General features: G+C 58.0%; 10 protein-coding genes. All 10 read left to right on the forward strand.

Features of this window, described 5'->3' with window-relative positions; translation table 11 throughout:
* Window positions 1-194 precede the first annotated feature (194 nt).
* Complete coding sequence (modA, locus tag I6I94_RS08965; protein ID WP_128088062.1) at window positions 195-1,007, forward strand: molybdate ABC transporter substrate-binding protein; 813 nt, start codon at window positions 195-197, stop codon at window positions 1,005-1,007.
* A 103-nt stretch (window positions 1,008-1,110) separates the two neighbouring features.
* The gene (locus I6I94_RS08970) at window positions 1,111-1,947 is read left to right on the forward strand and encodes a molybdate ABC transporter permease subunit (protein WP_128088061.1); all 837 of its coding nucleotides are present in this window, start codon (window positions 1,111-1,113) and stop codon (window positions 1,945-1,947) included.
* A 30-nt stretch (window positions 1,948-1,977) separates the two neighbouring features.
* Window positions 1,978-3,357, forward strand: a complete 1,380-nt coding sequence (locus I6I94_RS08975; RefSeq protein ID WP_128088060.1) for a molybdopterin molybdotransferase MoeA — start codon at window positions 1,978-1,980, stop codon at window positions 3,355-3,357.
* A gap of 44 nt (window positions 3,358-3,401) precedes the next feature.
* Window positions 3,402-3,917, forward strand: coding sequence for a cyclic pyranopterin monophosphate synthase MoaC (moaC, locus tag I6I94_RS08980; RefSeq protein WP_126500414.1), 516 nt, complete (start codon window positions 3,402-3,404; stop codon window positions 3,915-3,917).
* A 48-nt stretch (window positions 3,918-3,965) separates the two neighbouring features.
* Window positions 3,966-4,484 carry a MogA/MoaB family molybdenum cofactor biosynthesis protein gene (locus I6I94_RS08985; RefSeq protein ID WP_006887785.1) on the forward strand — a complete coding sequence of 173 codons (519 nt, stop codon included), beginning with the start codon at window positions 3,966-3,968 and terminating at the stop codon, window positions 4,482-4,484.
* Window positions 4,474-4,962: a molybdenum cofactor biosynthesis protein MoaE gene (locus tag I6I94_RS08990; protein ID WP_006887700.1), complete on the forward strand. Its 489-nt coding sequence runs from the start codon at window positions 4,474-4,476 to the stop codon at window positions 4,960-4,962. The genes I6I94_RS08985 and I6I94_RS08990 overlap by 11 nt, the downstream gene beginning before the upstream one ends.
* Window positions 4,963-4,999: 37 nt before the next feature.
* A complete protein-coding gene (locus I6I94_RS08995; RefSeq protein WP_201620634.1) occupies window positions 5,000-6,208 on the forward strand; it encodes a ThiF family adenylyltransferase in 1,209 nt (402 codons plus the stop codon).
* A gap of 78 nt (window positions 6,209-6,286) precedes the next feature.
* The gene (locus I6I94_RS09000) at window positions 6,287-10,009 is read left to right on the forward strand and encodes a nitrate reductase subunit alpha (RefSeq protein ID WP_128088059.1); all 3,723 of its coding nucleotides are present in this window, start codon (window positions 6,287-6,289) and stop codon (window positions 10,007-10,009) included.
* A complete protein-coding gene (gene narH, locus I6I94_RS09005) occupies window positions 10,009-11,622 on the forward strand; it encodes a nitrate reductase subunit beta (RefSeq protein ID WP_006887783.1) in 1,614 nt (537 codons plus the stop codon). Before I6I94_RS09000 ends, narH begins: the two co-directional genes overlap by 1 nt.
* Before the next feature lie 4 nt (window positions 11,623-11,626).
* The gene (gene narJ, locus I6I94_RS09010; protein ID WP_006887766.1) at window positions 11,627-12,376 is read left to right on the forward strand and encodes a nitrate reductase molybdenum cofactor assembly chaperone; all 750 of its coding nucleotides are present in this window, start codon (window positions 11,627-11,629) and stop codon (window positions 12,374-12,376) included.
* Window positions 12,377-12,392: the final 16 nt, after the last annotated feature.

Raw genomic sequence — 12,392 nt, forward strand, 5'->3', positions numbered from 1 at the left:
TGGAACCTTCATAGAAAATATGCATACTAAAAGCGACAATATAAATTATTCCATGTTTTGGGTAATCACCGATAGTGCGCCAAGGGTAAGTTACATCCCCGAAGCAGTGCACACGCACACACCCTAAGAACATGGAGACACCTCGCATTGTATCCACTCACTTCGATTCATCCAACCGCAAAGGAAGAACACGTATGAAGAACTCCCTCAAAGCCGTAGGCGTCGGCGCAGCACTGGCTGCTTCCCTAACACTGGCCGGATGCGGCTCCAACGCGAACTCCTCATCAAGCGCCTCAGCTGACTCTTCAGCCGCTGGTTCCGTTTCGGGCGAGGTGAAGGTGTTCGCCGCAGCATCTTTGCGCAACGCCGGGAAAGACCTGGAAGCTGCTTTCAAGAAGGCGCACCCGAACGTGAACTTCAGCTTCACCTATGAGGGCTCTTCCAAGCTGGTGCAGAAGATTGAGCAGGGTGAGGATGCCGATCTCCTCATCACCGCCGATAAGAAGAACATGGACAAGGCCGCCAAGCTCGACGAGTTCAAAGGCTCCAAGAGCGAGGTTATTGCAACCAATAAGCTGGTACTGGTCACCGCCGACGGCAACCCCGGTAAGATCAACTCCATCGACGATCTGAAGAACACCGACGGCACCGTGGCCATCTGCAAGGAAGACGTACCCTGCGGCACCCTAGCCCATAAGGAACTCAAGGACCACAATATTGAGCTGAAGAACGCCACCAACGAGTCGAATGTGGCCGCAGTGACCACCAAGGTCACCTCCGGTAGTGCCGATGCGGGCTTCATCTACACCACCGACCTTGCCGCCGCTAAGAAAGACGGCAAGAACCTCGGCTCAGTAGACCTGCCCGATGTGGAGAAGAACGAGTATCCCTCGGCGCTGACCTCAAAAGGTAACTCCTCCGAAGCCGCCAAGAAGTTCAACGAGTGGCTCACCACCGACGAGGCCCAGAAAATCCTTAAGGAGCACGGCTTCGAATCCGCTCGATAATTAACCTGCAGCCGCACCCGTTGCGGGCGCTATCCCACAGTAGGCGCCCGCAACAGCTGTATCGTAGAACCCCAGTAAGTAACACCCACACAGGAGTGACCACGTGAAAAAACGCACCACCTTCAGCGTCGTACCGTGGTATTTCACCATCCCCTCCCTCATCGGGTTAGCTCTTATTCTGGGGCCGCTGCTGGGGCTGCTGTACAACATCCCCTGGATGGGTCTGCACGAAATTATTGATGAAGAGGTGGTCGGAGCCACCCAGCTCTCACTGGTCACCGCCAGCATCTCAACCCTTATCTGCGGTGTAATTGGTGCCCCCCTGGCGCTCACACTCTGCAAAGTGCTCGACCGCTCCCGCCTGCGCGGCGCCGGGAGCCTGCTCTACGCTATTATCTACACGCCCATTATTTTCTCTCCCGTTGTTTCGGGCCTGGGGCTGCTTTTCTTCTGGGGGCGTAAAGGCATCATAGGGGCGGCCCTGTATGATGCCGGAATCAAAATCACCTTCACCACCACCGCCGTCATTATTGCCCAAGTTTTTGTGGCCCTACCATTCTTCGTTGCCAGCGCCGTCACCACCCTGCAAGCCATCCCCCGAGAATACGAAGAAATTGCCGAAGTCGAAGGCGCAAAAGCATCAGAAATCACCTACCGGGTGCTGCTGCCACTGGCTGCGCCCGGCATCGCCACTGGGTTCCTGCTCTCCTTCGCCAGGGCACTGGGAGAATTCGGTGCCACCGTCACCTTCGCCGGAAACGTCAAAGGCAAAACCGAGACCATCCCGCTGAGCATTGATCTAGCCATTAGCGGCGGCAATATGTCTGGCGCTCTGGGAAGCGCGCTCATGCTCATCAGCCTGTACCTGTGTATCTTTGGTCTGCTCGGCCTATTTTCCGTGGTGAAGAAACTGCGTGCCAAAGCCTCTTACAATAACTAGTAGATAATTTATTACCGTTTGGGAGTACAGATGCACAAGCCCCAGTTCGATGGCACCCCCAGCACCGAAGAGTATCGCGCCTATCTGGCGCTTTTGTTGCGTGATACTTTTATTGGTCGCGCCGAAAACCTGCCACTGGCGCGTGCTACCAACCGCATCCTCGCTCAGGACGTGCTGGCTAGGCTCGATGTACCGAGTTTCGATAACTCCCAGATGGATGGTTATGCCCTAACCGCCGAAGGCGCCAGCCGTGAGAACCGCATCTTCACGGTGGGGCGTGAAATCCCGGCGGGGCGGCCGCTGCAGCGTTCGCGCGCATCCGACGATTTAACCTACCCGATTATGACCGGTGCCCCCATTCCTAAGGGGTATGTGGCGGTGGTTCCGGTTGAGCATTCTGAGCGCATCGAATATCCCGACGTACCCGAATCTTTCGGGCGTCCCAGCGAAAAAATTAGGCTCCCTCAGGCGCCCAAAGGGCAGTTTATACGTCGCCGTGGCGAAGACGTGGTAGCCGGGCAGGTTCTTGCGCGCGCTGGCGAGCGTGTGACCCCCGCGCTGCTGGGTACACTGGCCGCGCAGGGGTACACCCGCGTGACGGTGGCCTGCGGACCGCGCGTGCTGGTGTGCACCGGCGGCGACGAAGTTCGCCCCACTCTCACCGAAGACGGCGACGATACGGCCACCGACCTCGCCTACGGCCAGATTTATGATGCGAACGGCCCCATGCTCACCTCAATGCTGGTCGAAGACGGCGCCGTGGTGCGGCGCATCTCGATTGGGGATGACCCGGAGCTTCTGATTGAGCATTTGCGGGAAGAATATGAGACTTTCGCACCGGATATTATTATTACCTCCGGCGGGATCAGCCACGGCAAATACGAAGTGGTGCGCAATGCCATCGCTATAGCACCGTCTTTGGGGCTGCCAATTCCGCTCAGTTGGTTCGGCCATGTGAGCCAGCAGCCCGGCGGGCCACAGGGCGTGAACGTGCTGGATTTCAACGGGCACCGTCTGCCCATGATTTCTTTCCCCGGCAACCCCGTCAGTACCCTTATTTCCTATGTGCTGATGCTTCGCCCCTACCTGCGTGCGGGCGGCCCCTACGGCACCCCGCACGAGGTGGCCTCGCGCATGGCAACTCTCGACAATGCCCCGCGCGGCGTGCTCGTCATTGACAAACCGCTGACGGCACCGGCCAATAAACGCCAATTTTTGCGCGGGAACCTGACGATGGTTGAATCCGAACCGGGAACCTACCAGGTGGAGCTATACCCCGATGTTTTGCCCGGATCGCATCTGCTGCATCACGCTGCGACCGCCGATGTGCTCATCGAGCTGGCGCCGGGCACCACGTACACCGGGGGAGAAGCGGTGCGGTACCACCGTATCCGGCTTACAGATAACTGAACGTGGCTGAACCCTCACCCCAACGCAGACCTTAAGGACATACCGTGACCGAGAAGAATCTTCACCCCGATGCGGCACAGCCAGCCCAAGACTTGACTCATGTGCGCGCCGACGGGTCGGCCCATATGGTTGATGTGACGATGAAAGACGTCACCACACGCACGGCGCTCGCTGAGGGAACCGTGCACACTCGCGCCGATGTGATCGCCAAGATTTTTGATGCCGACTTACCTAAGGGCGATGCCCTGCCGGTTGCACGTGTGGCCGGTATTATGGGCGCTAAACGCACCCCGGATATTATTCCGCTGTGCCACCCGTTGCCCCTGGGTAAAATTACCCTGGATTTTGAACGTGGCGAGGATTCTGTGCGCATTGTGGCTTCGGTGAAAACCCGGGGCGTTACCGGGGTTGAAATGGAGGCGCTGACCGCGGTCTCCACCGCGGCGCTGACGATTTTCGACATGATTAAAGCGGTCGATAAATACGCCGTGATCAGCAATATTCGGGTACTAGAGAAATCCGGCGGAAAATCCGGCGACTGGGCTGTAACAGATCGGTAAACCCGCCGCATCACCACACTAGTAACCACTCTATAAGGAGGGCACACCATGAGTGCAGAAGAAATCCAGCTTCCCGAGAATCTGACCGGGCTTGTTATTGTGGCATCTACTCGCGCCGCCCGTGGTATCTATGAGGATAAATCGGGTCCTATCGCGGTCGAGTGGCTGCGTTCGCGCGGGTTCGACACCCCGGACGCCGTCGTGATCGAAGACCGGCAGATTATCGACTACTTCAACACCCTCATTGCCGATGGGAAGAAGAATAATAACCTGCCCACGTTTATTCTCACCAGCGGCGGTACCGGGCTGAACACGGACGATCAGACCGTGGAGGCGGTACGCCCGCATCTGGATAAGGAAATCCCCGGAATCATGCATGCTTTCTGGGCGAACGGCCTGCAGAACGTATCTTCCGCAGTGCTCTCACGCGGGGTTGCGGGCGTGATCGATAAAACCTTCGTGATGACTCTGCCTGGGTCGCGCGGCGGAGTTAAAGATGGAGTGAAAACCCTAGACCCACTCGTGGAACATATTTGCCGCCAGATGGAGGACTACCATGACCACTAAGCCGCAGGGGCTCGACCACAGCGGGGCGCACGGTGCTGAGCCCACCGGTTCGGTTGTCATTTTCACCGATATTACCGAGGAAGCCCTAGAGCCGCTTGCCAACGCCGCGAAGGCTCAGGTCATGACAGAGGCCATGGGCGCCCTTGTTGTATTCGACGGCATTGTACGCAACCATGATCACGGCAGCGCGGTGCGCGGGCTGTCCTATAGTGCGCATCCGCAGGCGAAAGAATATATTGCGCGTGTTGTGCAGTCTGTAGCGGATGAGCTGGAGGGGGTTCGTCTGTGGGCGGTTCACCGCGTCGGTCCCATCGCTATAGGAGAGTCCGCGCTGACCGTGCTTGCCGCTGCAGCACATCGTGGGCGAGCCTTCGAGGCCTGCGAGGCGGTGGCCGACCGTGTGAAAGCCCAGGTTCCCATTTGGAAAGAACAGGAGCTGACGGACGGCAGCACCGAATGGGTGGGCATAGACACCTAGAAACTCAACACGTATTTCCGCGAAAGACACTATTAGGATGAGCTTTATCCCAGACCCCGAAACCGCGCCGGAGCCCTCGACCCGGTTGAGCGCGGCTGAACGCGCCTTCTACGCGCGTCAGCTGATTCTGCCCGAAATCGGCATGGCGGGGCAGCTGAAGCTGAAGGCGGCACGGGTTGCTGTACTCGGTGCCGGTGGGCTTGGTGCCCCCGCCCTGCTCTATCTTGCGGGAGCCGGGGTGGGCGAGATTATCATCATCGACGATGACTCCATTGAGATCTCAAACCTGCACCGGCAGGTCATCCACAGCTACGCACGGGCGGGAAACTCGAAGGCAGAATCGGCTGCCGAAACGATGCGCGCGCTCAACCCCTTCATCACGGTGACCGTTATCCGCGAACGCCTCACCGACAGTAATGCTTTGACTCTCCTCACTGGCACGGATGCGGTGCTTGATGGCAGCGATAACTTTGAGGCTCGCTACGCGGTTTCGGCTGCGGTACAACAGTTGGGCATCCCGCATATTTGGGCGGCAATCCTGGGTTTCGACGCACAACTCAGTGTCTTTTGGCCCGGCCGCGGTCCAGTCTACGAAGACCTCTACCCGCAAGCCCCTGCGCCGGGAAGCGTCCCTTCGTGCAGTACCGCCGGGATTATCGGGGCGCTCGCCGGGGTAGTGGGCTCAGCGATGGCGATGGAGACTATTAAAGTCATCACAGGTTCCGGAAAACCACTTGTTGGTGAGGTTGGCCTATACTCGGGGTTAAGTGGGGAGTGGAAATATATACCTCTGTTAGCTAACACGCAAGCTCTGCCTCAGAAAAACGCCGAATCTCACTCTGAGAGGAGGAAAGAGCCTGAAAATCGCGTAACATTTCGTAACAATTTGGTTTTTTTAGACACAGTTTCCGAAGACAGCACCCGGTCGGATATTAGTGCAGCGGAGCTTCAAGATGTCATATCCCGTCAAAAAGTTGTTGTGATTGATGTGCGTGAACGGGTCGAATTTGAGGCCTACGCGATCGACAATGCCGTGAATTTTCCCCTGACCGACATCCTCTCGCGGGCCCGTAAGGGCTCACTTTCCGCTAAATTACGCGAAAAAATTGCCCCTGAAACAAACCTGGTGGTTATTTACTGCACCGGATACACCCGATCCGTTGAAGCTGCCCGTGAAATTACCCCCCTCACACAGGCTCCAGTTCGCATTCTATCGGGTGGTATTTCGAGCTGGCTTACGGTCTGAATAACCCTATGAATTCCCTTGATTAGATAAGATTTTTATATCGTATTCCGGGTACCAAATTTACGATATATTGGCTATATGGAACAAGCATCACAGACCAAGGGCCCAGATGGCCCCCTTACCGATCAACTGATTAAATTCGGTAAGTTCTTCTCCCGTTGGGATGAAACAGATGACGGCCGTGCAGTTTTCCGTGAAGGTGGCCGTAAAGGTGACGCCTTCTACCGTGACCGTTGGAGCCACGATAAAGAAGTTCGCTCAACCCACGGGGTGAACTGCACCGGTTCCTGCTCTTGGAAGGTGTATGTCAAAGACGGCATTATCACCTGGGAAGCGCAGGAAACTGACTATCCCACAGTCGGTCCCGATCGTCCCGAATATGAGCCCCGCGGGTGCCCCCGTGGCGCAGCCTTCTCGTGGTACACGTACTCGCCGACCCGCGTGAAATACCCCTATGTGCGCGGTCTGCTGCTCGAAATGTACCGTGAGGCGAAGGCGCTTTACGGCGACCCGGTGGAAGCATTCCACTCCATCGTCTCCGACCCTGTTAAACGCAACCGCTACATTAGTGCACGCGGTAAAGGCGGTTTGGTGCGCTCCACCTGGGCTGAAGCACTCGAACTTGTTGCGGCCGCTCATGTGCACACCATTAAGTACTACGGGCCCGACCGCTGCACCGGCTTCACCCCGATTCCTGCAATGTCGATGGTCTCCTTCAGCGCTGGCGTGCGTTTCATCCAGCTTATTGGCGGCGTGATGACCAGCTTCTACGACTGGTACGCCGACCTTCCCGTGGCCTCCCCGCAGGTCTTTGGCGATCAGACCGACGTGCCTGAATCCGGTGACTGGTGGGATGCTTCCTACCTGATCATGTGGGGTTCGAACATTCCCGTGACCCGTACCCCGGATGCCCACTGGGTTGCCGAGGTGCGTTACCGCGGCACCAAGGTTGTCTCGGTTAGCCCCGACTACGCCGACAACACCAAGTTCGCTGATGAATGGCTGCCCGCACAGGCAGGCACCGACGCGGCGCTGGCTATGGCGATGGGTCACGTCATTCTTAAGGAAAACTATGTGGATCAGCGCGTGGAGTTCTTTGAGGACTTCGCACTGACCTACACGGATCTTCCTTTCTTGGTTACCCTCGAAACTCGTGAAGACGGTACCAAGGTGCCCTCCAAGTTCCTGACCGCTGCGTCGCTGGCGGGGGAGAAGCACCAGGAGAACGCCGCCTTCAAGACCGCCATGATGGACCGCGAAACCGGTGAGGTTTTCATTCCCAATGGCACCATGGGGCATCGTTACTCTGAGTCTGATCAGGGTAACTGGAACCTTGAACTGGATGGCCGCAAACCCATTCTGTCGATCCGCGATCTGCCCCAGGGTGAGGCTGCAGCGGTCGAGATTAAACTTCCCACCTTCGATAACCCCAAGGGCCACGGCGACATTATTACCCGTGGTGTGCCCGTCAGCTACGTCGAGGGCCAGGAAGTTACCACCGTCTTCGACCTGATGCTCGCTACCTACGGTATTGGGCGCCCCGGGCTGCCCGGTGAATGGGCCTCGGGCTACGACGACTGGTCGATCCAGAACACCCCGGCATGGCAGGAGCAGATTACTTCGGTTCCGCCGGAGGCCGTAATCCGCGTGGCACGTGAGTTTGCGCAGAACGCTATCGACTCGCACGGTCGTTCCATGATCATCTTTGGCGCTGGTATTTGCCAGTGGTACCACGCAGATACCACCTACCGTGCTATTTTGGCTCTGCTGAACCTGACCGGGTGCCAGGGCCGTAACGGCGGCGGCTGGGCCCACTATGTGGGTCAGGAGAAGGCACGTCCGCTCACCGGTTTGACCAATATGGCGAACGCTCTGGACTGGAGCCGCCCGCCGCGTCATATGATCGGCACCGGCTTCTGGTACATGCACACCGACCAGTTCCGTCAGGACGGCTACTCCACCGACTACCTGCAGTCCCCCCTCGGTAAGGGCGAGCTGAAGAACGTACACACTGCGGATGTTGTCGCGCGGTCCACCCGTATGGGCTGGATGCCGTTCTACCCGCAGTTCCCCGAGAACTCGCTCGACCTCGCCGATAAGGCAGAGGCGGCGGTAGCACGCGGAGAAGCTAAGGATAATGCCGATTATGTGGCACAGCGCCTGAACTCCGGTGACCTTGAATTCTCTGTCGAAGACGTGGACAACCCCGTGAACTGGCCGCGTACCCTGATGCTGTGGCGCTCGAACCTGTTCGGCTCCTCCGCTAAGGGCGAGAGCTACTTCCTCAAGCACCTTGTGGGCAGCATGGACAACGTGCAGGGTGCCGACCACGAGGAATCCATTCCGCGTGAGGTCAAGTGGTACCAGGATGCCCCGCAGGGCAAGCTGGACTTGCTGGTATCTTCAGACTTCCGTATGACCACCACGACCCTGCTGTCGGATGTGGTGTTCCCCACCGCTACCTGGTACGAGAAGTACGATATCTCCTCGACCGATATGCACCCCTTCCTGCATGCGTTCTCACCCGCGATTGACCCGCCGTGGGAGGCAAAGACTGATCATGAGACCTTCAAGGCTCTCATGTATGAGTTCACGCGTCAGGCGAAGAAACACCTGGGCACTCGTAAAGACATTGTTTCGGTTCCGCTGCTGCATGACACTCCGGGTCAGATTAAGCAGCCTGGCGGACATGCCCCCGACTGGAAGAACACCCCCGATATGGTGGGCGTTCCCGGCATGAACATGCCGAACTTCATGACTGTCGAACGCGACTACGGCGCTATGTACGATATGTACACCTCCGTGGGTCCGCTTTTTGACAAGGTCGGTGCCACCACCAAATACGTGACGTACGATCTGAAGGACGAAGTCGCTCAGATGGCGAAAGAATTTGGTGTGATGGACTCCGGTAAGGGCGCGGGTCGTCCTGCACTGGATACCGATGTGAAGATCGCTGAGTCTATTCTGCGTATCTCCGGTACGTCCAACGGTCAGGTGGCTCTTAAAGGCTTCAAGGAGCTTGAGAAGCAGACCGGCCTGCACTTGGTGGACCTTGCCGAAGGTAATGAGGAGCGGAAGATTACCTTCCCCATGACCCAGTCATCCCCGCAGCCGGTGATGACCTCCCCCGAATGGTCCGGTTCGGAAACCGGTGGTCGTCGCTACGCGCCGTTCACTGTGAACATCGAGAAGAAGAAGCCATTCCATACCCTCACCGGTCGTATGCACTTCTTCCTGGATCACGACTGGATGCACGAGATGGGTGAGGCAACCCCGATTTACCGTCCGCCGCTGGATATGACCGGGCTCTTCAAAGAACCCGAGATTGGTGCTACCGACGGTGTTTCGGTTGCGGTGCGCTACCTGACCCCGCACAATAAGTGGGCTATCCACTCCCAGTACTTCGATAACCAGCATATGCTGACCCTGTTCCGCGGCGGTCAGACTGCCTGGATGAGCCCCCAGGATGCCGAGAAGATCGGCGTCAAGGACGGCGAATGGATCGAATGCGTGAACACCAACGGTGTGTTTGTGGGTCGTGCGGTTGTCTCCCACCGTATGCCTGAGGGTGTGTGCTACGTGCACCACGCCCAGGAGCGTATGATGACGCCGAAGACCGAAACCACGGGCAAACGCGGCGGTATTCACAACTCGATGACCCGTATCCTGCTCAAGCCGACCCACATGATCGGCGGCTACGCCCACCAGGCATTCGCCTTCAACTATCTCGGACCGACCGGCAACCAGCGTGACATTGTCTCGTACATTCGCCGTCGCAAGTCGCAGGAGGTTACATTCTAATGCGTGTTATGGCCCAAGTTGCTATGGTGATGGCGCTTGATAAATGCATCGGCTGCCACACCTGCTCCGTGACCTGTAAGCAGGCATGGACAAACCGTGCTGGTACCGAGTACGTGTGGTTCAACAATGTTGAAACCCGCCCCGGTCAGGGGTACCCGCGTCGGTACGAGGACCAGGAGAAGTGGAAGGGCGGCTGGGTACTGAATAAGCGCGGCCGTCTGGAGCTCAAGAGCGGTAACCGCTTCCAGAAGCTCTTCTCCATCTTCGCCTCGCCGATTCAGCCTGAGCTGACCGACTACTACGAGCCGTGGACCTACGACTACCAGAACCTGACCACCGCGCCTCTGGGTGATGACTTCCCGGCAGCGAAACCAGTTTCGCTGATCACCGGTAAAGACGCCAAGATTCAGTGGGGTCTGAACTGGGACGATAACTTAGGTGGTGCCCCCGAGCACGGCCACCTTGACCCGCTGGTTGAGAAGGTGCGCAAGAAGGCAGAGGACAAGATTAAGTTCGAGTTCGAGCAGACCTTCATGTTCTACCTGCCGCGTATCTGCGAGCACTGCCTGAACCCGTCCTGCATGGCGGCATGCCCCTCCGGCGCTATCTACAAGCGTGCCGAAGACGGTATTGTTCTGGTTGACCAGGACCGCTGCCGCGGTTGGCGCCAGTGCATCACCGGCTGCCCCTACAAGAAGGTGTACTTCAACCACAAGACCGGTAAGGCCGAGAAGTGCACATTCTGCTACCCCCGTCTTGAGGCTGGTATCCCCACCGTATGCGCCGAGACCTGCGTGGGTCGTATGCGTTATATCGGTATCTTCCTCTACGATGCAGACCGTGTGACCGAAGCAGCCTCCGTACCGGACGAGAAAGACCTGTACGAGGCACAGCTTTCGCTGATGCTTGACCCGCACGATCCGCGTGTGATTGAGCAGGCTCGCGCAAACGGCATTCCGGATGCCTGGGTTACTGCCGCTCAGAACTCCCCGGTGTATAAGCTGGCGAAAGAGTGGAAGGTGGCTCTGCCGCTGCACCCCGAATACCGCACCATGCCGATGGTTTGGTACGTGCCGCCGCTGTCGCCGATCGTGGATCTGCTCAAGGACCAGGGCCACGACGCTGAGAGCAGCCAGAACCTGTTTGGTGCGATTGAAGCACTGCGCATCCCGGTTGAATACCTGGCTGAGCTGTTCACTGCGGGCGACACCGAAGTGGTCACCTTTGTGCTCAAGCGCCTGGCTGCGATGCGCGCCTACATGCGTGACATCACCTTGGGCGGCGAAGGCAACGAAGAGATCGCAAATTCGGTGGGCATGACCGGTGCGCAGATGTACGAGATGTACCGTCTTATGGCGATCGCCAAGTACAACGAGCGCTACGTGATTCCGCGTGCCCACATGGAAGATGCCCACAACCTTGAAGAGATGGGATGCTCCCTGAGCGTAGACGGCGGTCCCGGAATGTACGGTGACGCCTTCAACGACATGGAGGGTCGCCCCACTCCGGTGTCCACGAGCGTGTATGAGAACTCAAATAAGGTGAGTCTCTTCAGCTGGGACGGCAATTCCCGCCCCGACGGCCTCTTCCCGAACACCACCGGAAAGAAGTAGGTAAGTGGCTGGTTTCTTCTCCAGGCTCATGGGTACAGCCGGGTCCGAGGATAAAACCTCGGATCCGGCGCACCCCGCGCAGGATAATATCGACCCTTTTGACCGGGACTTCGGTCCCGGGCAGGATCGGGATTCGGTCATCTACCAGGTCAGCGGCATGCTCTTGGGTTACCCCAGCGAGGAGCTAGTGCAAACCCTTCCCGAACTTATCCGCTTGGCGCAGGCCACTGAGGATGACGAGTTCACCCAGGCCGTGCAGACCGTCGCTAACTGGATGACCGCACAAGATTTGGAAGATGTTCAGAGCGAGTACGTGCAGGAGTATGACCTTTCCCGCCGCCACGCTCTGCACCTTTCCTATTGGACGGATGGCGACACCCGCCGCCGCGGTGAGACCCTGCTCAAGTTTAAGCAGATGTACCGCGACTCGGGAATGTTTACTCAGCTCAATGGGGAACTGCCCGACTACCTGCCGCTGGTGCTGGAATTCGCCGCTCTTGTGGATCGTACAAAAGGGCGTGCCGCGTTACAGGCGTACCGCCCTTCTTTGGAGCTTCTGCGTCTGTCCCTGAAAGACGGAAACCTGCCCCACTATGGGCTTTTGCATAGTATCTGCGGCACCCTGCCGGGCGTCTCTCCCGAGACCCAGGAGCAGGTGCAGCAGATGGCAGGGTACGGACCGCCCGTTGAGACCGTTGGTCTTTCCGGGTACGCCGACCCCCGCATCGCCCAAGCTAATCCTAATAACCCTTAAACCCCTCGATAGGAGT

Source organism: Rothia aeria, from assembly GCF_016726365.1.
Lineage (GTDB): Bacteria > Actinomycetota > Actinomycetes > Actinomycetales > Micrococcaceae > Rothia > Rothia aeria.

Excerpts from the sequence above, each read along its gene's own strand:
- modA (WP_128088062.1), top strand. The coding sequence starts at position 195 with ATGAAGAACTCCCTCAAAGCCGTAGGCGTCGGCGCAGCACTGGCTGCT.
- I6I94_RS08975 (WP_128088060.1), top strand. The coding sequence starts at position 1,978 with ATGCACAAGCCCCAGTTCGATGGCACCCCCAGCACCGAAGAGTATCGC.
- I6I94_RS08985 (WP_006887785.1), top strand. The coding sequence starts at position 3,966 with ATGAGTGCAGAAGAAATCCAGCTTCCCGAGAATCTGACCGGGCTTGTT.
- I6I94_RS08990 (WP_006887700.1), top strand. The coding sequence starts at position 4,474 with ATGACCACTAAGCCGCAGGGGCTCGACCACAGCGGGGCGCACGGTGCT.
- I6I94_RS09000 (WP_128088059.1), top strand. The coding sequence starts at position 6,287 with ATGGAACAAGCATCACAGACCAAGGGCCCAGATGGCCCCCTTACCGAT.
- narH (WP_006887783.1), top strand. The coding sequence starts at position 10,009 with ATGCGTGTTATGGCCCAAGTTGCTATGGTGATGGCGCTTGATAAATGC.
- I6I94_RS08995 (WP_201620634.1), top strand. The coding sequence starts at position 5,000 with ATGAGCTTTATCCCAGACCCCGAAACCGCGCCGGAGCCCTCGACCCGG.